This is a genomic window from uncultured Flavonifractor sp. (assembly GCF_944387675.1).
Taxonomy (GTDB): Bacteria; Bacillota; Clostridia; order Oscillospirales; family Oscillospiraceae; genus Flavonifractor.
The window spans coordinates 14,621-39,202 of the sequence record NZ_CALXFV010000006.1 but is presented as its reverse complement, the minus strand read 5'-3'; the positions used below and the strand labels follow the sequence as shown (position 1 = coordinate 39,202).

Here is a 24,582-nt window from a genome sequence, read left to right as displayed (position 1 = left end):
TCCCGGAGCAGCCACTGTGAGCTGCTGCAGCTGGCCGCCGATCTGGGCATTGACGCGGTACGTTACGCCAGCGACAACATGTTCCCCCAGATTGAGGACTCCGCCCCCCACCTGGTGCGGGACAACTCCAAGTGCGTCCTCTGCCGCCGGTGTACCGCCGTGTGCCGTGCCACTCAGGAGGTGGGCGTCATCGGTCCCAACGACCGGGGCTTCTCCACCCACATCGGCTGCGCCTTTGACCGGGATTTGAACGAGGTGGACTGCGTCTCCTGCGGCCAGTGCATCGTGGCCTGCCCCACCGGCGCCCTCAGCGAGAAGGACGACACCGGCAAGGTGCTTGCTGCCCTCAACGACCCCAAAAAGCACGTGGTGGTGGGTCCCGCTCCCTCCGTCCGGGTGACCCTGGGCGAATGCTTCGGTATGCCCATCGGTACCAACGTGGAGGGCAAGATGATCACCGCCCTGCGCCGGCTGGGCTTTGACAAGGTATTTGATGTGGACACCGCCGCCGACTTCACCATCATGGAGGAGGGAACCGAGTTCCTCCACCGGCTGCGCAACGGCGGCAAGCTGCCCCTCATCACCTCCTGCTCTCCCGGCTGGATTCGGTATATGGAGCAGCACGCCCCGGAAATGATGGCCAATGTATCCACCTGCAAGTCTCCCCAGCAGATGTTCGGCTCCCTGGTGAAGACCTACTACGCCGAGATGGCGGACATCGACCCGGACGACATCTTCGTGGTGTCCATCATGCCCTGTACCGCCAAGAAGTATGAGGTCCGCCGGGAGGAACAGCGGCTGCCCAACGGCTGCCTGCCGGTGGACGTGTCCCTCACCACCCGGGAGCTGGGCCGGATGATTACCCAGGCGGGTATGCTCTTCGACCATCTGCCTGAGGGAGAATTTGACGAGATGCTGGGTATTTCCACCGGCGCGTCCACCATCTTCGGCGCCTCCGGCGGTGTGATGGAAGCTGCCCTGCGCACCGTGGTGGAGGAACTCACCGACGGCGAGGTGGCCCCCATGGAGTATCGCGAGGTCCGGGGTATGGAGGGGGTCAAGGAGGCCAGCTATGAGCTGCCCGGCCGCACGGTGCGGGTGTGCGTGGCCTCCGGTCTGCACAACGTGAAGCTGGTGCTGGACGGCATTCGGGACGGCTCCCTGCAATATGACTTTGTGGAGTTCATGGCCTGCCCCGGCGGGTGCATCAACGGCGGCGGCCAGCCCATCCAGCACGCCGATGTGCGCAACTTTACCGATATCAAGGCCCTTCGGGCCGCCGCCCTGTATCAGCAGGACGAGAATATGGAGTACCGCCGCAGCCACAAAAATCCGGTGGTCCAGACGGTGTACCATTCCTATCTGGGCGAGCCCGGCGGCCACAAGGCCCACGAGCTGCTCCACTGCAACTATATCAAGCAGAAGCGCTACCGCCTGTAACGCAGCAAGAAGTCCGGTCCCAGAGGGACCGGACTTCAGTCTGTCGAAAAACCTTCCTCAGAGGAAGCCTCGCAGAGTTCCGTCGCCCGCAGGCGACGGAATAAAATCAAAATCCGTCATTTCCGGGGACATGTGCCTCGGAAATGACACTTCTCATGACGGATGGGGTGACTTTTTCGCAAGAAATCGAGCCCCATCCGTCATGCAGCCTCTTGTCGAAAAAGGCACATGTGCCTTTTTCGACAGTCTCTTCTTTTATTTGGAGCGGCTGAGCCGAATGCAGGTCAGGCAGTAGGTGACCTGGAGCGCCCCGTAAATGATTAGCACCATCAGGACGGGGAGCAGACCGATGTCAAAGGAGAAATTCAGCACTGTGAGTACAACCCACAGCGCCAGACAGGTGCCGGTGGCCACCCGGAAGGCCTGGTAGGCCGCCTGACCCATCTGGGCCTTCTCTGCCTCATCGCAGCTGTCCATCCACTTTTTCTGGAATTTGACGTCGTATACGCTGCCCTGCTTCTCCGGGTTCATCCGCCGGGACAGGTCAATGGCCTTCTGCTGGAGCAGGATGACCAGGACGATGGAGACCAGGAAGAAGATGGTGGTCACCAGAGGGACGTCGCAGAGAAAGACCGCCGACAGGAAGAAAAAGTCTACCACGGTGGCCAGGGCGGTAAGGAGAAGCGCATAGCTGAGGGTGACCTCGATGCCCTCCGCCGTATCCTCATCCTCACCGTCCCACCGGCCGTACCGGCCCTTGGCGGAGCAGTACAGCCCCAGACCGATGCCCAGCAGCACCGTCGAGCTCACCGGAATGCCCCAGGGTACCACCGTCCCCAGCAGCTCCACCAGGCCCTCCGCCGCCCGACCGGCCAGGCCGGAGAAGCCGGCGATGCTTACCAGAAAGCCGCCCACGCCCCCCAACAGGGCGAAGAGCAGCACTGTGCCAAAAAACTTGGGCAGCGCCTTCCGGTTTTCCCGCGCAACCTGATCCTTCATCTCAACTCTCCTCCTCATAGCTGAAAATATCCTCCACAGTGACGCCGCACAGCCTGGCCAGCTTCAGGGCCAGAGTGACGGAGGGGGAGTAATCCCCCCGCTCAATTTGGCTGATGGTCTGCCGAGACACCCCCGCCAGACGGCCCAGCTCCTGCTGGTTGACCCCCAGCCGGGCCCGGTGCTCCTTCAGCCGATTATAAAGTGGCATGGTATCGCCTCCAGTTTGACAATTTTTCCTGTCATAATGACAAGTTTTCTTGTCAGACATAGCATAACATTGACAAGGAAACTTGTCAAGAGGAAATAGAAAAAGGACCAGCTCCGAAAGGAGCTGGTCCTTGCTTGTAGGCTTGCCTCAGCCGGCGTTGCCCGAGCCGGGGCCGGCGGAGTCGGCGGTAAGGGTGAGCACGCCGTCAGTCTCAACAGCGTTGATGCCCAGCAGGGTATTGATGCCCTCCACGGTGACATAATAGTTGCCGCCCAGCACATTCTGCACCAGGATAGCGTCGATCAGGTGGGAATTGCCGTCGGCGCTGATGGCCAGGGAGAAAGGCGTACCCTGAACCGGCATCTGCTCCGGCATTTCCAGGGCTCGCTCGGTATACGGGGTGTTCAGGGCAATATAGGCGGACTTGAGCCAGTAGGGATTGAACTGGGCCGTGGTACCGTTGAAGGCGGTGGCCAAATCCCGCAGACGGTAATAGGTATTGCCGGCGGCGTCCACGGCGGTGGCGGCGGAGTAGAGCACCCCATTGACGATGACATTATTGGGCTGGTTGAGATTGATGCTCTTGTTGTAGGGGGTGGCCAGGGCGCCGGAGTTGACCTTTTCAATATAGGCGGCCCGCTCCGGGCTGTCTGTTTGCAGGTCCACACCGGTGATCTTCCAGTTGTTGTCCACCTTGGGTTCCAGAGGGTCATGCTCAGCCAAATAAGCCACCAGCATGTCCCGGACGGAGGCAGAGGACTCCCACTCTTTCTCCCCGGAGATAATGCCCTCGTTCTTCAGGCCGGTATAGCGGTAGTCGTTGACGCAGAGGGTGAGGGTCATCTCGTCGCTAAGGGGCTGACCCTGGAAAGTCACGTTCTCGATCCGCTCACCGGCAGGCTTGGACAGGTTCACCTCGTAATTCAGGCCGCAGAAGTGGTCATGGAGGTAGCCCGCCTTGTCCGGGTTGAAGGAGATGTTGATATCTCCCGGCTGCCACTGGTTCCAGCACTCGGCTGCCCACTCCATGTAGGCCTTCATCTCCGCGCCGGTCACCTTTACGGTATAGAGCACATTGGGATACTTGTAGATGTCGAACATGTTGCCGTAGTTCAAATCGCCCTGCTTCAAATCGCTGGTGTCCTTGAAGAGGGCCACGGCGGTGACATCGGCGCCGGAATTCTCCAGCTGTACGGTACCGATGAGGTCGATGACGGCGGTATCCATAATCCGCCCGGCAGGGATGCCGGAAATCTCGTTGGCAGGCTGGAAGTCGGCGGCGGCGTGGCCCAGCACATTGTCCTGGATGAAGGACACCGTCTTCTCCTGGGCGGTCTGGATGGCGGGGACCTCCCGCAGACCCTGGTCAGGTTCAATGCCGGTCATGGGGATCAGCTGCACCGCGGCGGAGGTGATCTCCTTATCGGCATTGAGGGTCAGGTCGTACCGGAGAACCACAGCGGCGTTGTTGTTGGTCTCACCCACAGGGATGGGGCCGTCGTTGCTCACATAGGTGGTGTGGGTGTGGCCCAGCTGGAGTACATCTACCTCGGGACACTTGTCCAGGATGGTTTGGGCGGCGTCGGAGCCGTCGGTGGAGTACTCCGCCGCCAGACCGGCATGGGCGCACACCATAATCACGTCAGCACTGTCGCCGATGGCCTGGATACACTCCGCCACCGCGTCGGCCATAGGTTCAAAGGTCAGCTCCGCCACCCCCTGCTTGGTGCCGTCCCACCGGGGGATATTGGGGGTGTCCACACCGATAATGGCTACCTTGACGCCGCCCTTTTCCACAATGGTGTAGCCTGCGCCGGTGAGGTAGCTGCCATCGGTATTCTTGATGTTGGCGGCCAGCACCGGCATATCGGCCTGGGCCAGGATGGCCTTCAGGGTGTCCACCCCGAAGTTGAACTCATGGTTGCCCAGGGTCCAAGCGTCGTAGCCCATGTAGTTCAGCGCGGCGGGTACCGGATGGTTTTCCGTGTCCTTGGAGTAGAGGTCGTCGGTCATGATGGTTCCCTGGATGGTGTCTCCCGCGTCCACCAGGATGGTGTTGGGGTTCTCCGCACGCACCTGGCTGACATAGGTGGAGATCCGGGCCAGGCCGTCTCCGCTGCTCTCCTTCATGTCCTCATAGGAATAGCCCCAAATGTTGCCGTGGGTGTCCGAGGTGCCGATGATGGTCAGATGCGTCTCACCCTCCGCAGCCAGCGCCGGAATGGACAGGGAGAACACCAGGGCAAGGCTCAGCATCACGGACAGAATGTTGCGCAGCTTCTGCTTACCCATATGGACAGCTCCTTTCTATTATTTCGGGTATCGTAATCATACCACACGAAAGGATTTCTGTCGACATTTTTATACATAATTAATAAAAACAAAAGAATTTTCTGTCAGATAATTATAAATTATACTTATTTCTCCAGGGCGTCCAGACCGGCTTCCACCGCCTGGCTGATGGCCTCGGCAAAGGTGGGGTGAGGGCGCACCGGCTGGAGAAGCTGCTCCGCCGTCAGACTCAGGGTGACAGCCAGGGTGAGTTCTGAAATCAGGTCGGAGGCCCGGCAGCAGCACAGCTGGGCGCCCAGCAGGGCGTGGGACTCCCGGTGAAAGACCAGCTTCACAAAGCCTCGCTTACCCCCCTCGATGAGGGTACGTCCGTTGCCCCCCATGACGCACTTGCCGGTTACCGCCGGAATGCCCCGGGCCTTGGCCTCCTCCAGCGTGAGGCCCACCTGGGCCAGCTCCGGGTCGGTGTACACACAGGACGGGATGGGGGAGACACCGTGACGGGTGGGGCGGCCCAGCAGCAGGCCGGCCACCGCGTTTCCCTCCGCCTCCGCCTTGTGGGCCAGCATGGCCCCGCCGATGGCGTCCCCGATGGCGTAGATGGAGGGGATGGAGGTGCGGAAGGATGGGTCCACCGCGAGGAAGCCCCGCTCCATGGCGGGAGAAAGCCCCTCAAACAGACCGGCGGTGGCGGGGCGCCGCCCGGCGGCCACCAGCACCGTGTCCGCCGCCAGCACCTGCTCCGCCCCCTTGTGGATCAAGCGGACGGCAGGGCCGGGGGTGATCTCCGCCACCGAAGCGCCGGTGTACACCGCCACGCCCGCCTTTTTCAGCTCCATGGTCAGGCTCTGGGACAGCTCCCGGTCCAGGTTGGCGATGAGCCGGTCCAGGGCCTCCACAAGGGTGACCCGACAGCCGGCGCCGGCCCATACCCAGGCCAGCTCCACCCCGATGACGCCTCCGCCGATGATGAGCAGGTGATCCCGGGGCCGGATATCCTCCAGCAGGCCGTCGCTGTTTACTACTCCGGGCAGGTCCAGTCCCGGGATAGGAAGGACGGCCGGGACGGAGCCCACCGCCAGAAGTATGGACCGGCCCTCCCACACGGTTCCGTCGGAGGCCGCGACGGTATGGGGACCGGTGACCACAGCCCCGGCGGGGACAAGCTCCACCTTGGCGGCCTTCAGCTGCTTTTCCATACCGGCGCGGAGGGTGGAGACCACGGTTTCCTTTTCCGCGGCCAAGGCGGCCCAGTCGCACCCCGGCTTGGCTCCGTGGAGCAGAGCCTTGGTGGGGATGCACCCCCGATTCAGGCAGGTACCCCCCACCTGGCAGGGCTCAAACAGGGCCACCGACAGGCCGCCTTTGGCGGCCCGGAGGGCTGCGGCGCAGCCGCCGGGACCTCCGCCGACAATCAGTAAATCGCGCATGTTCATTCCTCCGGGAAGACGTACCGCACCACCGGATGACGGGCGGCGGCGGTTTCGTCCGGGCGGCCCACCACGGTGGTGTGGGGAGCGGCGTGGAGAGATTCCGGGTCCTCCTTGGCCCGCCGGAGGATATCCGCCATCACCTGAGCAGCCTGGTCCAGGGTCTCAGGGGTCTCGGTCTCGGTGGGTTCAAACATCAGGGCCTCATGAACGATGAGGGGGAAGTACATGGTGGGCGGATGGATGCCGTCGTCCAGCATGGCCTTGGCTACGTCCAGGGCGGATACCCCGGTCTCCTTCTTCAGGGCCTCCAAAGTGAGCACGAACTCATGCATGCAAAGTCCGGGGAAGGCAGAGGCGTAGCCCGCCTCCTCCAGCTTGTGCTTGAGGTAGTTGGCGTTGAGCACCGCCCCCCGGGCGGCCTCCGCCGGACCGGTGCTGCCCAGACGCATCAGATAGGCCAGTGCCTTCACCACCACCAGGAAGTTGGCGTGGAAGGCCCGGACCTGACCGATGGAATGATCCCCGCCGTTGCCGCACAGGGCGGAGCCGGGGAGGAAGGGAGCCAAAAATTCCTTGCAGCCCACCGGACCGCTGCCGGGTCCGCCGCCCCCGTGGGGGGTGGCAAAGGTTTTGTGCAGGTTCAGGTGGCACACGTCAAAGCCCATGTCTCCCGGTCTGGCCACTCCCATGACGGCGTTGAGGTTGGCCCCGTCGTAATACACCAGGCCCCCAGCCCCGTGGACGATTTTGGTAATCTCCAGGATATCCCGCTCAAACAGCCCCACAGTGTTGGGGTTGGTGAGCATCAGCCCCGCCGTATCCGGCCCGCAGGCCGCCTTCAGGGCCTCCAGATCCACCAGCCCCTCCGCGGTGGAGGGAAGGTTGCGCACGGTAAAGCCCGCCATGGCCGCCGAGGCCGGGTTGGTGCCGTGGGCGGAGTCGGGAACCAGAATCACGGTGCGGGCTTTGTCCCCCCGGTGGCGGTGATAAGCCTTGATGAGCAGCAGTCCGGCAAACTCCCCGTGGGCGCCGGCGGCGGGCTGGAGGGTCATCCGGTCCATGCCGGTAATGCGGCACAGGGCATACTCCGCCTGGGCCATGACCAACTGGCAGCCCTTGACGGTGTGGGCGGGCTGGAGGGGGTGGATGCCGGTAAATCCGGGCAGGGCGGCGGCGGCCTCCCCCAGCTTGGGGTTGTACTTCATGGTGCAGGAGCCCAGGGGATAGAAGCCGTCACACACCCCGAAGGCCCGCCGGGCCAGGGCCTGATAGTGGCGGGACAGATCGCTCTCCCCAATCTCCGGCAGGCGGGGGGCCTGCTTGCGGGCAAACTGCGCCGGTACCGGACACTCCGGCACATCCAGAGGGGGCAGCAGGTCGCTCCCCCGGCCGGGGCGGCTGCGCTCAAAAATCAGTTCCATATGCCCAGCACCTCCTTCACGATGGACACGGCTTTGTCCAGCTCCTCACGGGTCTGCTTTTCGGTGACGCACCACAAAAGCCCGCCCTCCAGGGGCAGGCCGCCCAAAATTCCCCTGGCCTCCAATCCCGCCAGCACGTCGGCGGAGGCGGGCAGGTCGGTGACGAACTCATGGAAGAAGGGGCCTGGGTGGCGCAGGCGTACCCCGGGCAGTGCGCACAGAGCGTCGGCCAGATAGTGGGCCTTGGCAAAGCACTGCTCTCCCACCTGCCTCAGGCCGCCCGGCCCCATCATGGATAGGTACACCGAGGCGGTAAGGGCGCACAGGGCCTCATTGGAGCACACATTGGAGGAGGCCTTCTCCCGACGGATGTGCTGCTCTCTGGCCTGCATGGTGAGCACAAAGGCCCGCCGTCCCTGAGCATCGGCGGTCTGGCCCACGATCCGGCCGGGCAGCTTGCGCATCATAGCCTGAGTGGTGGCCATGAATCCCAGGTAGGGGCCGCCCCAGGACAGAGGCAGGCCCAGAGGCTGCCCCTCTCCCACAGCGATATCCGCCCCCCAGGCGGCGGGGGATTCCAGCACCCCCAGAGTGATGGGATTGACCCCGGCGATGAGCTTGGCGCCGCCGGCGTGGGCGGCGGCGGCCAGGGCGGCGCCGTCCTCCAGCAGACCGTAGAAGTTGGGCTGCTGGATGTAGACGCAGGCGGTCTGGTCGTCCACCAGACCGGTGAGGTCGGTGCGTCCCTCCTTTACCGTGGTCACCACCACCTCCGTGTCCGCCCCGAAGCAGTAGGTCCGGATGGTGGCGATCACGTCGGGGTGGACGGCGCCGGACACGATGGCTTTGGTCCGCTTCCGGTCCCGGCACATGGCCACCCCCTCCGCCGCGGCGGAGGCCCCGTCATACACCGAGGCGTTGGCTGCATCCATGCCCGTCAATTCGCAGATCATGGTCTGGAATTCAAAGATGGACTGGAGCACCCCCTGGCTGATCTCCGCCTGATAGGGGGTGTAGGCGGTGACAAATTCCTCCTTGGCGGCGATGGCACTCACTGCGGCGGGAATGTAGTGGTCGTAAGCTCCGGCTCCCCGAAGAATGGTGGGGAAACGGACATTTTGGGCGGCCAGATGCTCCAGAGACTGACGGGCCTCCAGCTCGCTTTTGGGGGCAGGCAGGTCCAGAGGAGCGTCCAGATACACCTGGTCCGGCACATCCCGGTACAGCGCCCTGGGGCCGCTCAGCCCCAGAGCCTCATACTGCCGCGCCCGTTCCTCCGGGGCGGCGGGCAGGTATCCTCCCATGATCAGCCCTCCTCGGCGCAGTGTGCCTCATAGGCGGCGGCGTCCAGCAGCTCCTCCTCGCCGGTGAGCTGCTCCACCCTTACCAGCCACGCCCCATAGGGGTCTTCATTCACTAGGGCGGGGTTGTCCAGCAGCTCCTCATTGACCTCCAGCACCACGCCGGACACCGGGGAGATCACGTCGGATACCGCCTTGACCGACTCCACATCCCCCAGCGCCTCTCCGGCAGACACCTCATCCCCCGGCTGGGGCAGGTTGACAAACACAATGTCTCCCAGGGCGTCCTGGGCAAAATCGGTGAGGCCAACGGTGGCCACCCCATCCGCCACCAGCAGCCACTCGTGGGATTTGGTATACTGAAGCTCATTGGGAATGTTCATATCAATTACCTCCTGTATAATTTATTCGAAAAATTACCCTCTTTTATAAAACGGCGTTTTGACGACCTCCGTCTCAATCCGCCTGCCCCGCACATCTACCTGCACTACGGTGCCGGGTTCTTTGTAGGGTGCCTCCACCAGGGCCATGGCCACCGCCTGGCCCAGCCAGGGGCAGTGGGTGCCGGAGGTGACCACCCCGATCTGCCTGTCTCCATCGCACACCGGACACTCTTCCCGGGCAATGCCGCGGCCGGTGATCTTCAGCCCCACCCGGCGGCGGGAGACGGGGCGGGCCTGTTCCAGAGCGGACTTGCCGATAAACTCCGGCTTGTCCAGCTTGACAAAGATGCCCAGCACCGCCTCGTAGGGGTTGATGGTGGGGGAGAGCTCGTGGCCGTAGAGAGGCATGGCGGCCTCCAGCCGCAGGGTATCCCGGGCGCCCAGGCCGCAGGGGATGAGGCCGAAGGGGGCGCCTGCCTCCAGCAGGGCGTCCCACAGGGCGGGGGCGTCCGCCGGGGCGCAGTACAGCTCAAAGCCGTCCTCCCCTGTGTAACCTGTCCGGGACACCATACAGGGAAAGCCCTTGACCGTCCCTTGGAGCACAGCGCTGTAGTTCTTTTCCGGAATATGGCCAGTGAGAGTGCGGAGAATCTCCTCCGCTTTCGGCCCCTGAAGGGCCAGCTGGGCCACCCGGTCCGACCAGTCCTCCATCACGCACGCCCCGATCAGGTGTCCGGAAATCCAGGCGGCGTCCTTGTCCTTGTTGGCGGCGTTGACCACGATGAAATACACCGTATCGCTCACCTTGTACACGATCAGGTCGTCCACCACGCCCCCGTCCTCATAGCACATGGGGGAGTACCGGGCCTGCCCGGGATACATACCGGAGAAGTCGTTGGTCATCAGATGGTTGACGTTGGCCAAGGCGTCCGCCCCCCGGAGCACCAGCTCCCCCATGTGAGACACGTCGAACAGGCCGCAGGCCGCGCGCACCGCCTTGTGCTCGGCGATGACGCCGGAGTACTGCACTGGCAGCAGCCACCCGGCGAAGGGGACCATTTTGCCGCCCGCCGCTACATGGCGGTCGTACAGGGGTGTTTTCCGTTCCATATTGATCTTCCTCCTTCCGTTAAAACGGCAAAAAAGCGCATGGCAAACACGCCATGCGCCTCTGTCCTGGTACCTGAGAGTGTTTCCCCCGTCGGCGCGGAGCGTGCTCCGCTTTCCAGAGTTTCGTCAAGGACCGGTCCACTTTGCCTGAGAGATCACTGCGCTGCCCCTTCGGCGGCGGCCTGTGCCGCGCTCTCCCGGCCCTGTCATTCGACCATATGAACTTGTAAGTTTCCTTCCATCCTCAGTATATGGGAGGTTCCGGGAAAAGTCAACCGCGGGTTTCGCCGGCGCACCCTTTTTCTCCGCGGGCATAGGATGAGGTGCGGCGGAAAAGGAGGCGGATACCGTGCGGCATGAATTGGATATCTGGATCATCGGCGGAGACCAGCGGCAGGTGCGGCTGGCGGGGCTGCTGGCGGAGGACGGACATACGGTACATACCCTGGGCCTGGGCGAGGCGGGGGGCGGAGTGAGGGCGGAACAGACGCTGGCGGGCGCGGCGCTGGCCGACTGCGTGGTGCTGCCGCTGCCGGTGACAGCGGCGGACGGGCTGCTCAACGCCCCCCTGGCGGAGGAAGCCCTGTCCCTGGAAAAGGTCCTTGCCGTCTTGCGGCCGGGCCAGGTGATCTGCGCCGGCCGGGTGGATGCCGCCGCCGCGGCCCTGGCCCGGGACCGGGGACTGGCGCTCCACGATTACTTTGCCCGGGAGGAGCTGGCGGTGGCCAATGCGGTACCCACCGCCGAGGGGGCTATCCAGATCGCCCTGGAGGAGATGCCCGTTACCCTCCACGGCAGCCGGGCGCTGGTGATCGGCTACGGCCGGCTGGGCCGGGCGCTGGCCCCCCGGCTGGCGGGACTGGGTGCCAAGGTCAGCGTGGCCGCCCGAAAATACGCCGATTTGGCCTGGGCGGAAGGCTTCGGGTTTGCCACAGAGCACACCGGGGAGCTGCGGGGCTGGCTGTGCGGCTATGATCTGATTGTCAACACCGTGCCGGTTCCGGTACTGGGTGCGGAAGAACTGGGCGAATTAAAGCCGGAGTGCGTGGTTATCGACCTGGCCTCCCTCCCCGGGGGCGTGGACCTGAAGGCGGCCCAGACCCTGGGAGTGAGGGCGGTGCAGGCCCTGTCCCTGCCGGGACGGGTGGCGCCCGCCACAGCGGCGGCCTACCTGCGCAGTACCATCTGCCACATATTAAATGAGTTAGGAGTGTAGCCCATGGAATCCATCCGGGTTGGATTCGCCTTCTGCGGGTCCTTTTGTACCTATCATCAGGCCATGACGGCCCTGGAGCGGGTGCGGGCCAGATACGGCGACGTAACCCCCATTGTCTCCGAGGCCAGCGCCGCCACCGACAGCCGCTTCGGACCCGCCCACGAATATATGCGGGAGATGGAGCGCATCTGCGGCAAACGGGTCATTGATTCCATTCCAAAGGCCGAGCCTATCGGCCCCAAGCACCTGCTGGATGTGCTGGTGATCTGTCCCTGCACCGGCAATACCCTGGCCAAGCTGGCAAACGGCATTACCGACACCACCGTGACCATGGCGGCCAAGGCCCACCTGCGCAATGGCGCTCCGGTGGTGCTCTGCCTGGCCACCAATGACGGCCTGGCCGCCTCGGCCAAAAACATCGGCGCTCTGCTGGACAAGAAAAACGTCTACTTTGTTCCCTTCGGCCAGGACGACCCGGCGGAGAAACCCACCTCCCTGGTGGCTGATTTCACCCAGGTGTGCGACACTGTTGACGCCGCCCTCCAGGGAGAGCAGCTTCAACCTCTGCTGCTGCGGAGATAAAAAAGACTGACAGCCGCAGGAAATCCTGCGGCTGTCTTTGCCTGTTACAGATAGCTCTTGAGGGTGTCCACCAGGTCGGTGTGCTCCCAGGGCAGGTCGATGTCGGTGCGGCCAAAGTGGCCGTAAGCGGCGGTCTGCTCGTAGATGGGGCGGCGCAGGTCCAGCTTCTCAATGATCTTGGCCGGGCGCATGTCGAAGTGGCGGTTGACGATCTCGGACAGCTTTTCCTCGCTGAGTACGCCGGTGCCGTAGGTATCCACCAGCACGGAGACCGGGTGGGCCACGCCGATGGCGTAGGCCAGCTCGATCTGGCACTTGCGGCACAGGCCGGCGGCCACCAGGTTCTTGGCGATGTACCGGGCCATGTAGGCGGCGGAGCGGTCCACCTTGGTGGGGTCCTTGCCGGAGAAGCAGCCGCCGCCGTGAGCGGCGGAGCCGCCGTAGGTGTCCACGATGATCTTGCGGCCGGTGAGGCCGGTGTCGCCCACGGGGCCGCCCACCACGAAGCGGCCGGTGGGGTTGACGTAGAACTTGGTATCCCTGGTGATGTACTGCTCGGGGATGATGGGCTTGATGATCTCCTCCACCACGGCCTCCCGCAGATCCTTCAGGGCGATGTCCGGGTCGTGCTGGGTGGACACCACGATGGCGGGGCAGGAGAGCACTTTGCCGTCGTCGTCATACTCCACGGTGACCTGGCTCTTGCCGTCGGGGCGGAGCCACTTCAGTTTGCCGGCACGGCGCACGTCGGCCAGCTGCCGGGAAAGCTTGTGCGCCAGATCGATGGGGGCGGGCATGAGCACGTCGGTCTCGTCGCAGGCGTAGCCGAACATCATGCCCTGGTCGCCGGCGCCGATGCGGTCGGCTTCGTCGGTGCCGCCCTCCTGGAGCTCATAGGACTGGTTGACGCCCATGGCGATGTCGGGGGATTGCTCGTCAATGGCGGTCAGCACCGCGCAGGAGCGGTAGTCAAAGCCGTAGGCGGGGTCGGTGTAGCCGATGCGCTGCACCGTGCGGCGGACGATGGCGGGGATATCGGTATAGTGCTTGGTGGTGATTTCACCCATTACCGTCACCACGCCGGTGGTGGTGAAGGTCTCACAGGCCACATGGGCCGTAGGGTCGGCGGCCAGAATGTCATCCAGGACAGCGTCGGAGATCTGGTCGCATACTTTGTCGGGGTGGCCCTCGGTGACGGACTCCGAGGTGAACAGACGGTGTGCCATAGTTGTACCTTCCTTTCTAAGCTGGAGCAAAAACGCGCTCCGCCGGAGGGCGGAGCGCGCAAAGCTCATCCATCCTCATCTTTCGATTACCTCGCCGGATTTGGCACCTTGCAGCATTTGCAGGTTGCCGGGTTTCATCGGGCCGTTCCCTCCACCGCTCTCGATAAGGCATATTCAATTGACTGTGGCTATGCTATCAGGTTTTTCCCACTTTTTCAATAGACAAATAGACGAAATTGTATAGTGCTTCCGCAGACAGCCTGTCAGGCCTTCCAGCCGTTGAGATACTCCACCTGCTCCGGGGTCAGCTTGTCGATGGACAGGCCCATGGCCGCCAGCTTCACCCGGCCAATCTCGTCGTCAATCTCCACGGGGACCTGATAGAGCTTCTTCTCCAGGCTGTCCTGGTGCTTTACCAGCCACTCCAGAGCCAGGGCCTGGACGGAGAAGGACATGTCCATGATCTCCGCCGGGTGGCCGTTGCCAGCGGCCAGGTTTACCAGCCGGCCCTCGCCGATGACGTTGAGCACCCGCCCGTCGGGGAGGGTGAAGCCCTCAATATTCTCCCGGCGGACCTCCCGGCGGACCGCCATCTCCGCCAGGCTCTTCACATCCACCTCGCAGTCAAAGTGGCCGGCGTTGGTGAGGATGGCGTTGTGCTTCATCACCGCGAAGTGCCGGGGGGTGATGACGTTCTTGCAGCCGGTGACGGTGACAAAGATATCGCCGTATTTGGCCGCCTCGTCCATGGGCATCACCCGGAAGCCGTTCATGGTGGCGTCCAAAGCCTTGAAGGGGTCCACCTCGGTGACAATCACGTTGGCGCCCAGTCCGGCGGCCCGCATGGCCACCCCCTTGCCGCACCAGCCGTAGCCGGCCACCACCACCGTCTTGCCCGCCACCACCAGGTTGGAGGTATGCATGATGGCGTCCCACACGGACTGGCCGGTGCCGTACTTGTTGTCGTAATAGTGCTTGGCCTTGGCGTCGTTTACCGCCATCATGGCGCAGGGGAGAATGCCCTCCCGCTCCCGGGCCTTCAGCCGCAGAATGCCGGTGGTGGTCTCCTCACACCCGCCGATGAGGACTTCCCCCAGATCCGTGCATTTGCCCCCCAGCAGATGGATCAAATCGCCGCCGTCGTCCACAACCAGGTGGGGCTTGAATTTCAGAGTCTCGATGAGCAGGTTCTCATAGTCCTCCCCATAGACCCCGTGGACGCCGAAGGTCTCCACTCCAAGATCGGCCAGGCCGGCGGCCACGTCGTCCTGAGTGGACAGGGGGTTGGAGCCGGTGAGGCGCACCTGGGCGCCTCCCTTGGCCAGCACATAGCCCAGATTGGCGGTCTTGGCCTCCAGGTGGACGGACACCGCCACCCGCAGTCCGGCAAAGGGCTTTTCCTGCTGGAAGCGGGCCTCAATTCCCCCCAGAGCGGGCATGAAATCCCGCACCCAGTCGATTTTCCGGCGGCCGGAGGGGGCCAGGGACATGTCTTTTACAATACTCATACGTCTCCTCCTTGGGGAGCGGCCGCAGAAAGACTGGGTCCGTCCCAGAAATCCAAAGTGAGCAGGGGCTTGGTTTTGCGGAAAGCCAGAATCCGGCGGTGAATGCTCAGCAGCTGGGGTCCGCTGGGCGCCGAACTGCCGCCGTAGGCCGGACAGGTGAAGAACCAGCAGAACTTGGCGCCGGCGGCAATGACCCGGTCATAGTACTCCTCGGTGGCCACCAGCTGCCAGTTGTCCGCAGTGCAGCGGCAGGCCACGCCGAAAGGCAGCTTTGCCTGGCGGAGCATGGCGCCCGCCCGGCCGGCGTCCTGGGGGTCCACATCCAGCTGAATGGCGGGAAACAGGTTACGTACCCGCAGCAGATCGGCGCAGAGGGTATCGGTAATGGCGGCAGGGGGAGTAAACGCGGCGAAGATGCAGTCGGTGTGTTTGTTGCACAGGGCGATGGACTCCTCCTCCCGGGCCAGGGGATTGCCGCCGCTGAAAATAAACAGCCGGCAGCCCCGGGCCTTGCGGGAGTCAATCTCCTCATCCAGACTGTCAAATTCCATGGTGGGGCGCACCCCGAAGATGGAGGCGCCGCAGCCGGCGCAGTCCATGGTACAGGGGAAGGAGGGATCGATAATCACCGACCAGGGGGCGCCGTCCTGACCAAAGGGCTTTTCCCGATTCCGGCGGGGCCAGTCCAGCAGGTCGCCGTAGATGATAAAGTTTTCAAAAAGTTTTTTTAACACCCGGCTGTCAATGTCGGTGTACAGGCTCTTTATCAGCTGATGCCAGTTGTTCTCCGGGTCGGTGACCACCTGGTGCAGCAGCTGCTGGTAGGGAGGGGAGAGCCGTTCCCCCGCGTATTTGTCCACCCAATCAATGATTCTGGGCAGATTGGCATCCGGGTCCCGCTCCAGATATTCCATGACCCGGGCCAAGCCAAAGGCACGCAGATGGCTGGGGACGCCCACTGTTATCAGCGCTCCTTCCAAAAGGAGATAAGATTGTTTCCGCTTCGTTCCGCTGAGCAGGACCCATGGCCTTTTTCAGCGGTCCCAATGAAGTAAGTGTATCATATCGGACGGAGGACTGCAATGCCATAGACAAAATCCGGCAGCTGTCTGTTTTCCCGACAAAAGGGAAAATCTGTCTAACCGCATTCCCGCCCGTTCCCTGCCATTGACAAGACAGATTGCGCCGGGCTATACTAACTTGAATCCATCTGTACATTCTGGGAGTGAATTGTATGCGCGCCGGACTGATCACCTTCCATTTCGCCCACCACTACGGGGCTCAGCTCCAGGCCCTGGCCACCATGCGTGCCATTCAGGGGCTGGGCCACGACTGCCAGATCATTGACTACCGCCTGCCCCACACCACCCGCACCAATCAGCTGTTCAAGCGGAGTCCCTCGGTGCGGGCAATGGCCTCCGACGCCCATACCGCCCTCCATTACGGGGCCTTCAAACGCCGGTTTGACCGGTTTGAGACCTTTGTGGCGGAGGAGATGAATCTCTCCCCGCGGCGGTACACCAGCGTGGAGGAGCTGCGGCGGGAGCCGCCGGCGTACGATGTGTATGTGGCGGGCAGCGACCAGATTTGGAATCCTTATATTTTCCAGGACAAGCAGTTTGACCCCGCCTTTCTGCTGGACTTCCCAGGCGCGGGGCGGCGGATCGCCTACGCCCCCAGTCTGGGGGTTCCCCGGCTGCCGGAGGACAAGGCGGAGGAACTGCGGCGGTTTTTGACCCCCTACTCCGCCCTGTCGGTCCGGGAGAAGCGGGGCCAGGTGCTGCTGCAGGAGGCGGCGGGCCGCCAGGCCCGGGTGGTGCTGGACCCCACCCTGCTGCTCACCGGAGCGGAGTGGGGGGCGCTGGCAGCCCCATCACGCAGGAAAGGACCTTACCTGCTGTGCTACTTTGTCTCCGACCCGGGGGAGGCGGCGCCCTACGCCCTGTCTCTGGCCCAAAAGACGGGGTGGCCCATTGTGCAGCTGGCGGGTGTCCGGCAGAAGATCACCCCTCAGGCGGAGGTGGTCTTTGACGCAGGTCCCCGGGAGTTTCTGGCTCTGTTCCGGGACGCGGCGGCAGTGGTGACCAATTCCTTCCACGGAGCCGCCTTTTCCCTGCAATTCCAAAAGGACTTTTTTACCTCCATGTCCCCCAAGGAGCGGCGGGAACCCACCTTTTCCCGGATCTACAGTCTGCTCTCCCGGCTGGGCTGCGCGGACCGGATCATCGGCCTGGACACCACCGCCCAGGTGGAGGCCCATATGGACTACGCCCAGGTGTATGCGCACCTGGAGACGGCCAGAGCGGATTCCCTGGCCTACCTGAAGGCCGCCCTGGAGGGCGGCGCCCTGCCGGCGCAGGAGGAGGAACCCGCCCGCCCGGCGGCTCCCGTGCTCTGCCCGGCGGAGGACTGCACCGGCTGTACCGCCTGTGCCGCAGTCTGTCCGGTGAACGCTATTACCATGGTTCCCGACCACGAGGGTTTCCTCCGTCCGGCGGTGGGGGAGAGCTGCATCCTCTGCCATAAGTGTGAGCAGACCTGCCCCATGCTGCGCCCGCCCGTCCCCGGTCCCGCACCCGCCCAGGCCCACGCGGTGTGGAACCTGGACGAGACCGAGCGGGTGAACAGCTCCTCAGGCGGTTTCTTCTCCCTGCTGGCCAAGTATGTGCTGGACCAGGGCGGGGCGGTGTGCGGCGCGGTGCTGGACGAAAACCTGACCGCCCGCCACGTTTTTGCCCGAACGGAGGAGGAGCTGGCCCCCATGCGGGGCTCCAAGTATGTCCAGAGCGATTTGGGAGACAGCTTCCGGCAGGTGAAGCGGCTGCTGGAGGGCGGCACGCCGGTGCTGTTCTCCGGCGTTCCCTGCCAGGTGGATGGGCTGAAGCGGTTCTTGGGGAGAGAATATGGCAACCTGCTCACCTGTGATCTGGTGTGCCACGGGGTTCCCTCTCCGGCGGTTTTCCGGGCCTGGCTGGCGGGCAGGGAGGCCGCGCAGGGCGCCAAAGCCGTGGAGGTGCGGTTCAAAGACAAGTCACACGGCTGGTCCCACCCCTGGCTCACGATCACCTTTGCAGACGGAAGCGTGTATACCCAGGACTTTAATCTCACCGGCTACGGACGGGGCTTCGGCATGCAGCTTTTCCTGCGGCCGGCCTGCCCGGTGTGCAAGTACACCTCCGTCAGCCGGCCCGCCGACTTCACCCTGGCGGATTACTGGGGCCTGGACCCCAAACTGGAGCTGCCGGTGGAGCGGGACAAGGGCATCTCCCTGGTGCTGGTGAACAGCGCCAGGGGGCAGGTAGTCTACGATGCCCTGTCCGCCCGATTCGGCCAGACCAGCCGGCCTCTGGACGAGGCGGTGGAGGGCAACCCCAGGCTGCGCAGTCCTCTGACGGCCCACCCCCGCCGGGGCGAGTTTTTCGCCGCCTTTACCGCCCTGCCCTTCCGCCAAGTGGAGCAGCGGTTCCTGGCCCTGCCCTCCCTGCCCTACCGTGCGGCGGCCAAGGTCCTCACCCCGGAGATGAAGGACAGAATCCGCAAGTTTTTAAAGTAAAATTTACAATTTATTCGGAAATTTTTGCCGGAAAGCTGGTATGATACCCAGTACCGTATTGGATTGGGAGGTAACGTCCTTTGAGAAGATCCGTTGACACCTGGCTGGACCGGTTCGCGTACAGCCATCCTCACTTCGGCATTCCCCATCTTATCAACTATATTCTGGTGGGTAATGTGGTGGTCTACCTGCTGGACCTGTTTTCCAACGGCTACGCCACCATGCTACTGGGCCTGGACTTTGCCAGCCTGCTCCACTTGGAGCTGTGGCGGCTGGTGACCTTTGTCTTCGTACCCGATGCCAGCAAACCCATCTGGTTTGTGGTGTCCCTATTCTTCTATTACTTTTTGGGCAACACCATGGAGTCCCAGTGGGGTACTGCCAAGTTTAACCTCTTCTATCTGTGCGGCGCGGTGCTCACCTTCCTGGCCAGCATCGTCACCTATTTCTGGAGCGGCGGGACCATGGGCTATATGATTACCCTGTCCTCCGTCCACTCCACCCTGTTTCTGGCTTTTGCCACCCTCTTTCCCGACGCCCAGATCCGGTTCTATTTCATTCTGCCGGTAAAGGCCAAGTGGCTGGCGGTGTTCTATGTATTTGTGGAGCTGTGGGACATTGTGAGCATGAACCGGGTGTTCCTGCTCGTCTTCCTGCCGCTGCTCCTCCCCGCTCTGGTGGCCTCCTGGATCAACTACGCCCTGTTTTTCTGGTCGGACATCTCCGCCTTTTTCCGGCGGATTGTGGGTACCACCAAGCACCAAAATTCCAAACAGACCATCAACTTCAAGAAAGCCACCCGCCAGGCCCAGCAGCAGAAGGGTTACCTCCACAAGTGCGCCGTCTGCGGCAAGACCGACACCGACTATCCCGACGAGGAGTTTCGCTACTGCTCCAAGTGCAACGGCTACTACTGCTACTGCTCGGAGCACATCCACAACCACGTGCACATTGAATGAACGGATACGCGGCGGGCGGCCATAGGGCCGCCCGCCGCGCCTTTAAACGTGTGCTGCCGGGCTGGTGGTCCACTCCAGGCCGCAGGGCCTGGGGATGGGGAAGCACAGGCCGTACAGGTCGGTGTACCGGCACTCCCGCTCAAAAAGAACCCGGGCCGGACCGTCCAGGTTCCTGGCCTGGGCGGGCTTGGTGAGGATGGGGAGGGAACAGGTCTCCTTCATCCTGCGCAGAAGGTCCTGACCCCGCCCGTTGAGCCCCAGCACCCGCACATAGAGGACCGCCTCCGGGCGATCCTCTTTTTTCAGACCCAAAAAGGCGCTCACCGCCAGCCGCCGCAGCCGGGCGTGGGTGTACCGCTTGGTCTTGGCCAGGGCGTAAAAATCCTCCAGGGACTGGGCCGCCCGGGCCGCCCGGGCCAGCCGGGCGGGGAGACCCTCCGCCCCGCCGCCGTCGGGGAGCGCGGTCCAGTCCGCCTCGTCCATGGTGCGCAGCCTGGCCAGCACCGCCCGCTCCGCCCAGGTGAGGGCGGCGGGCGTACCCAGGGCCTCCACCGCGTCCTCCGGCAGGAGGGGTGCGGCCGCTTCGGTCCGGCCCGCCCGCAGCAGAGTGCGGATGTGGGAGGCGGAGGCAAAGCCCTCTGCTTCCTCCTTGCTGTCGTGGCCCGGTCCCAGGCGCGCCACCGTCATGGGAGTAATGGTACTGCCCAGGGCGTTCAGGGCGCGCAGGTACTCCACCCCCAGATTGTTGTTGGGACCGGACAGGCAGGCGCACCCGGCCGCCGCCTGCCGGGCGGCGGGGAAGGAGAGACCCTGGGCCAGGGCCGCCTTCAGCCGTTGAGGATAATCAGGGCTGTCGATGGCGGCGGCGGCGGCCTGGAGAGAGGCCAGGTTCCCTGCCTCGCTGCCGAAGGACAGCACGTCCACCACTCCCGTGGCGTCCAGCAGGCCCACCGCACCCCGGGCGAAGGCCTCTGCCGAGGCCATGGCCCAGGGGGTGGGCAGCTCCAGCACCAGATCGGCGCCCCCCGCCAGGGCCAGTGCCGCCCGGGTCCACTTGTCCGCCAGAGCGCAGTCCCCCCGCTGGACCCAGTGGCCGCTCATTACGCACACTGCCGCCCCGTCCGGCCCCAGAGCCGCCTTGGTGCGGGCCAGGTGAAAGGCGTGGCCCAGATGAAATGGATTGTACTCCGCCACGATGCCGGCGACCGCCATAGCCGTTCCTCCAAACAGAAAGAGGAAAAAAATCCTGCTTTCTAACAAAATGCGGGTTGTCCTTTTGGGGAAAAAGGGATAAAATAATACGAGCGAGTTTATTTTACTACACAACGGGTTGACTCACAAGCCGTAGTTTAGAAGTAAGGAGAGATGAACTCAATGAAAGTTCTGGTTATCAACGCCGGCAGCTCTTCCCTGAAGTATCAGCTTATGGACCCCGAGACCCGGGAGGTGCTGGCCAAGGGCCTGTGCGAACGCATCGGCATCGACGGCCGCCTGACCCACAAGATTCCCGCCAAGGACGCCAAGTATGAGTTTGAGATTCCCATGCCCACCCATGCCGAGGCCATCCAGTCCGTGCTGGACGCCCTGCTCTCCAGCGAGCACGGCGTCATCAAGAGCGCCTCTGAGATTGACGCGGTGGGTCACCGGGTGGTTCACGGCGGCGAGAAGTTTGCCTCCTCCGTGCTCATCACCGCCGACGTAATGGCCGCCCTGGAGGAGTGCATCCCCCTGGCCCCCCTCCACAATCCCGCCAACATCACCGGCATCCAGGCCTGCGAGAAGGTGATGCCCGGCGTACCTATGGTGGCCGTGTTCGACACCGCCTTCCATCAGACCATGCCCGCCAAGAGCTACATCTACGCTCTGCCCTATGAGTACTATGAGAAGGATAAGGTCCGCCGCTATGGCTTCCACGGCACCTCCCACCGGTATGTCTCCGCCCGGGCGGCCGCCATGCTGGGCAAGCCTATGGAGGAGCTGAAGATCATCACCTGCCACCTGGGCAACGGCTCCTCCGTTGCCGCTGTGGACTGCGGCAAGAGCGTGGACACCTCCATGGGCTTCACCCCCCTGGCCGGCCTGCCCATGGGTACCCGCTCCGGCGATCTGGACGCCGGCATTCTGGAGTACCTGATGAACAAGTACGGGTACGATATGAAGGAAATGATGAACATCCTCAACAAGAAGTCCGGCGTACTGGGTATCTCCGGCGTGTCCTCCGACTTCCGTGACATTGAGAGCGCGGCCGAGGGCGGCAATCAGCAGGCCGCCATGGCGCTGGACGCTTTCCGGTACGGGGTGAAGAAGCTCATCGGCGCCTATGCCGCCGCCATGGGTGGAGTGGACGCCATTGTGTTTACCGCCGGCGTGGGCGAGAACGACGCCAGGACCCGCATGGCCGCCGCCTCCGGCTTGGAGTTCATGGGCGTGAAGATGGACGCCGAGGCCAACAACGTCCGGGGTAAGGAGACTGTCATCTCCGCCCCCGACTCCAGGGTGAAGGTCCTCCTCATCCCCACCGACGAGGAGCTGATGATCGCCATGGATACCGCCGCCATCGTCAACGGCTGAGACAGCGCAAAAAACGGCCCGGGACTTGGAGAAAGCCCCGGGCCGTTTTTCTTCTATCTGCACACGCGGCCGCGTGTTGTCTCTGGTCTGCCCCCACAGCCGGGGGGCAGTCACAAAGGCTGCCCGGTGGCTTGAACGCGCCACGGATGGCATATCTCCTCCCGCGCGTTCCCGGCGCCCGCCTTTATTCTTCTGACTTGGCTGTGACTATAAGATACCACCGTTTTCCATCGGGATGTTGGACAGAGTTTGAAAGTTATGTAAACGAATTGTGAACCCAATCCGCTTACGTATTGCGCAGGTGGACCGGCTCTGGTATACTGAAAGAAACAATCCAAAACGAGGTGACACCATGTCGGAGCAACAGGGACTGATCCAGATCTACTATGGAGACGGGAAGGGAAAGACCACGGCGGCCTTCGGGCTGGCCTTTCGCTGCGCGGGATGGGGGCGGAAGGTGGTTGTGGCCCAGTTCTTGAAGAACGGGGCCAGCGGCGAGGTGAAGGCGGCCCAGCGCTTTCCTGAGCTGACGGTGCTGCGTACCAAGGACATCCACAAGTTTACCTTTCAGATGGACGAGGAGGAGAAGGCGGCCACCGCCGTCAACTGTCAGGAGCTGTTCCGGCAGGCCGTGGCGCTGGCGGCGGATCAGCAGGCCCGCCTGCTGGTGATGGACGAGGCCGTCGATGCCGCCTGCGGTTTCCTGCCCATGGACGAGCTGTGCGCCTTTCTGGACAACAAGCCGGAGGCGCTGGAGGTGGTCATCACCGGCCACAGCCTGCCCCGGGAGCTGGCCGACCGAGCCGATTATATCTCCCACGTCCAGAAGGAGAAGCATCCCTACGACAAGGGCGTTATGGCCCGCAAGGAAATTGAGTTTTAAGAAAAGAGACTGTCGAAAAAGGCTGCATGAAAGGCTACATGACGGATTGGCCTCTTTATTCTGCCGCCTGCGGGTGACAGAACGCTGCGAGGCTCCCTGCGGGGGAGGCTTTTCGACAGACTGAAACCGGGGACGCAGGTCTCAGACCTGCGCCCCCGGTTTTTCAGCCGCCCAAGGTCATGCCGCCGTCCCCGGACAGGCCGTCCTTTTCCAGCATTTGCTCCAGCACCTGCACGTCGGTGGCAATGTCCATGGCGTCATCCTGAAAGAGCTTATCCAGCTGCTTTTCAAAGCCATCCACCACCTTATCCATCATCCCTTCGATGCGCTCCTTGGCCGAGCGGATGTTCTCTCCCTCCACGCCCTGTTCCTCCATCCGGGCATAGGCTTTCAGGATCTTTAGGGTGGTGGGCAGGTAGTAGTTGAGGAAGCTGCGCAGCTGGCCCGCCCGGTTGGGATGCTGCTTCTGGAAGGCAAAGATCTTGCCGGTAATCTCCCCGATGCGGTCGATTTTCCGGCTCATCACCTCGTCGTCAATATCGTCGTTGAGCCGCCGGATCTCTCCCAGCACCGCGTTGTCGTCGTTCATGTCCAGGGGGGTGTCCTCCGGCGGGGGTGCCTCCTCCTGCCTCTCTTCCGGCTGGTCCTGAAGCCCCTCGTCGCTGAGAATAAGCCGGCCGGTGGACATGTCCAGATAACCGGTTTCTAAAATGCCGTCGTCCAGCATATCCTGGAGATCGGCACAGGCTTTGCGGAAAGTGGTGGGCATGGCCTGGGCCAGAGTGGTGATGGAGACGCTCTCCCGCCTGCCGATGAGGGCTAAGTATTTCCGGAACCGCCTGGCCTGCTTGGTACGCCGGGCGCCCGCCCAGGTCAGGGCCAGGCCGCCCAGGAAAAAGCCGATCACCGGGGACATGACGGCCAGGGCATTTAACAGACTGGTACCCAGCGCCACCACGGGGAAGCCGCTGACCAGGGCGATGCCGAAGAGGAAGGCGATGACGATACCGGCCACCGTCATTCCCTTGCCCCGGTTCAGGTCCAGAGGCTTACCCTGCCGGGTGGTGGGCATTCCCTGAGTGCCGGGCGCGGTCCGGCGGGGCGGCTGGTAGGTGTTGACCCGCCGGCGCCTGTTTCCCCCCAGAAGCTTGCGCAGCAGCAGGAAAAGACCCACCGGCCAGACGCTGACCAGCAGAACAACGGTGATGATCCAGTAGATCAGCTCCTGGGAATCCGGTGTGTTGTGGTTTTGATAGCTTGCCATGGGCCATGCCCCTCTCGTAGCTAGATGAATTTGTGATTACTGTTATTGTATCACAGAAGTGTTAAAGATTCGCTGGATAACTTCTTTAAAAAAGATGAAAGATGAGCGTGATCCTATGATACCGCGAAATCTCCGGCCTGTAAAGCGGTTTCCCGCCTCCGGGTGTAACCGTTCTGTAATTGCATTTCCCCGCCGAAGTAACTATAATGAAGGACATTGAAGGGCGATCAGCC

20 protein-coding genes and 2 riboswitches are annotated in these 24,582 nt (G+C 63.1%); of the genes, 7 read left to right on the top strand and 13 right to left on the bottom strand.

What is annotated here, in order from left to right; translation table 11 throughout:
* The coding region (locus Q0J74_RS01375) for a [FeFe] hydrogenase, group A (protein ID WP_297209473.1) at nt 1–1,440 on the top strand (1,440 nt) is incomplete at its 5' end.
* 255 nt (nt 1,441–1,695) lie between these two features.
* Here the strand turns inward: Q0J74_RS01375 and Q0J74_RS01370 are convergent.
* The 8 genes from Q0J74_RS01370 to gcvT all read right to left on the bottom strand — a co-directional run bounded on the left by Q0J74_RS01370 (nt 1,696) and on the right by gcvT (nt 10,593).
* A complete protein-coding gene (locus tag Q0J74_RS01370) occupies nt 1,696–2,439 on the bottom strand; it encodes a DUF3169 family protein (protein WP_297209470.1) in 744 nt (247 codons plus the stop codon).
* A 1-nt stretch (nt 2,440) separates the two neighbouring features.
* Nucleotides 2,441–2,647, bottom strand: coding sequence for a helix-turn-helix transcriptional regulator (locus Q0J74_RS01365; RefSeq protein ID WP_297209468.1), 207 nt, complete (start codon nt 2,645–2,647; stop codon nt 2,441–2,443).
* A 147-nt stretch (nt 2,648–2,794) separates the two neighbouring features.
* Nucleotides 2,795–4,939 (bottom strand): bifunctional metallophosphatase/5'-nucleotidase, encoded by a 2,145-nt coding sequence (locus Q0J74_RS01360; RefSeq protein WP_297209465.1) that lies wholly within the window; start codon nt 4,937–4,939, stop codon nt 2,795–2,797.
* A 125-nt stretch (nt 4,940–5,064) separates the two neighbouring features.
* On the bottom strand, nt 5,065–6,369 hold the full coding sequence (locus Q0J74_RS01355; protein ID WP_297209461.1) for a dihydrolipoyl dehydrogenase family protein: 1,305 nt from the start codon (nt 6,367–6,369) through the stop codon (nt 5,065–5,067).
* 2 nt (nt 6,370–6,371) lie between these two features.
* Complete coding sequence (gcvPB, locus tag Q0J74_RS01350; RefSeq protein WP_297209458.1) at nt 6,372–7,793, bottom strand: aminomethyl-transferring glycine dehydrogenase subunit GcvPB; 1,422 nt, start codon at nt 7,791–7,793, stop codon at nt 6,372–6,374.
* Nucleotides 7,784–9,097 (bottom strand): aminomethyl-transferring glycine dehydrogenase subunit GcvPA, encoded by a 1,314-nt coding sequence (gene gcvPA / locus Q0J74_RS01345; RefSeq protein ID WP_297209455.1) that lies wholly within the window; start codon nt 9,095–9,097, stop codon nt 7,784–7,786. Before gcvPA ends, gcvPB begins: the two co-directional genes overlap by 10 nt.
* Before the next feature lie 2 nt (nt 9,098–9,099).
* Nucleotides 9,100–9,477 (bottom strand): glycine cleavage system protein GcvH, encoded by a 378-nt coding sequence (gene gcvH / locus Q0J74_RS01340; RefSeq protein ID WP_297209450.1) that lies wholly within the window; start codon nt 9,475–9,477, stop codon nt 9,100–9,102.
* A gap of 33 nt (nt 9,478–9,510) precedes the next feature.
* The gene (gene gcvT, locus Q0J74_RS01335; RefSeq protein ID WP_363315543.1) at nt 9,511–10,593 is read right to left on the bottom strand and encodes a glycine cleavage system aminomethyltransferase GcvT; all 1,083 of its coding nucleotides are present in this window, start codon (nt 10,591–10,593) and stop codon (nt 9,511–9,513) included.
* A 118-nt stretch (nt 10,594–10,711) separates the two neighbouring features.
* Nucleotides 10,712–10,797, bottom strand: a riboswitch (glycine riboswitch).
* Between the two features lie 139 nt (nt 10,798–10,936).
* Here gcvT and dpsA point away from each other — a divergent pair.
* Both dpsA and Q0J74_RS01325 read left to right on the top strand, forming a co-directional pair.
* On the top strand, nt 10,937–11,803 hold the full coding sequence (dpsA, locus tag Q0J74_RS01330) for a dipicolinate synthase subunit DpsA (protein ID WP_297209444.1): 867 nt from the start codon (nt 10,937–10,939) through the stop codon (nt 11,801–11,803).
* Nucleotides 11,804–11,806: 3 nt separating this feature from the next.
* Nucleotides 11,807–12,385, top strand: coding sequence for a dipicolinate synthase subunit B (locus Q0J74_RS01325; RefSeq protein ID WP_297209440.1), 579 nt, complete (start codon nt 11,807–11,809; stop codon nt 12,383–12,385).
* Nucleotides 12,386–12,429: 44 nt separating this feature from the next.
* On the opposite strand, the gene metK is transcribed toward Q0J74_RS01325, so the two are convergent.
* From metK to Q0J74_RS01310, 3 genes are all read right to left on the bottom strand, one after another.
* Nucleotides 12,430–13,611 (bottom strand): methionine adenosyltransferase, encoded by a 1,182-nt coding sequence (gene metK / locus Q0J74_RS01320; RefSeq protein WP_297209437.1) that lies wholly within the window; start codon nt 13,609–13,611, stop codon nt 12,430–12,432.
* Nucleotides 13,612–13,683: 72 nt separating this feature from the next.
* Nucleotides 13,684–13,781: riboswitch (SAM riboswitch) on the bottom strand.
* 93 nt (nt 13,782–13,874) lie between these two features.
* Complete coding sequence (locus Q0J74_RS01315) at nt 13,875–15,119, bottom strand: adenosylhomocysteinase (RefSeq protein ID WP_297209434.1); 1,245 nt, start codon at nt 15,117–15,119, stop codon at nt 13,875–13,877.
* Nucleotides 15,116–16,078: a radical SAM protein gene (locus Q0J74_RS01310; RefSeq protein WP_297209431.1), complete on the bottom strand. Its 963-nt coding sequence runs from the start codon at nt 16,076–16,078 to the stop codon at nt 15,116–15,118. Before Q0J74_RS01310 ends, Q0J74_RS01315 begins: the two co-directional genes overlap by 4 nt.
* 275 nt (nt 16,079–16,353) lie before the next feature.
* On the opposite strand from Q0J74_RS01310, the gene Q0J74_RS01305 reads away from it, so the two are divergent.
* On the top strand, nt 16,354–18,672 hold the full coding sequence (locus Q0J74_RS01305; RefSeq protein WP_297209428.1) for a polysaccharide pyruvyl transferase family protein: 2,319 nt from the start codon (nt 16,354–16,356) through the stop codon (nt 18,670–18,672).
* A gap of 80 nt (nt 18,673–18,752) precedes the next feature.
* The gene (locus tag Q0J74_RS01300; protein ID WP_297209425.1) at nt 18,753–19,631 is read left to right on the top strand and encodes a rhomboid family intramembrane serine protease; all 879 of its coding nucleotides are present in this window, start codon (nt 18,753–18,755) and stop codon (nt 19,629–19,631) included.
* A 42-nt stretch (nt 19,632–19,673) separates the two neighbouring features.
* On the opposite strand, the gene Q0J74_RS01295 is transcribed toward Q0J74_RS01300, so the two are convergent.
* Nucleotides 19,674–20,843 (bottom strand): tRNA(Met) cytidine acetate ligase, encoded by a 1,170-nt coding sequence (locus Q0J74_RS01295; protein ID WP_297209423.1) that lies wholly within the window; start codon nt 20,841–20,843, stop codon nt 19,674–19,676.
* A 162-nt stretch (nt 20,844–21,005) separates the two neighbouring features.
* Between Q0J74_RS01295 and Q0J74_RS01290 the strand changes: the two genes are divergently transcribed.
* On the top strand, nt 21,006–22,202 hold the full coding sequence (locus Q0J74_RS01290; RefSeq protein WP_297209420.1) for an acetate/propionate family kinase: 1,197 nt from the start codon (nt 21,006–21,008) through the stop codon (nt 22,200–22,202).
* Nucleotides 22,203–22,554: 352 nt separating this feature from the next.
* Nucleotides 22,555–23,085, top strand: coding sequence for a cob(I)yrinic acid a,c-diamide adenosyltransferase (locus Q0J74_RS01285; RefSeq protein WP_297209417.1), 531 nt, complete (start codon nt 22,555–22,557; stop codon nt 23,083–23,085).
* Between the two features lie 163 nt (nt 23,086–23,248).
* Here Q0J74_RS01285 and Q0J74_RS01280 read toward each other — a convergent pair whose 3' ends face one another.
* A complete protein-coding gene (locus Q0J74_RS01280) occupies nt 23,249–24,349 on the bottom strand; it encodes a 5-bromo-4-chloroindolyl phosphate hydrolysis family protein (RefSeq protein WP_297209415.1) in 1,101 nt (366 codons plus the stop codon).
* Between the last annotated feature and the right edge of the window lie 233 nt (nt 24,350–24,582).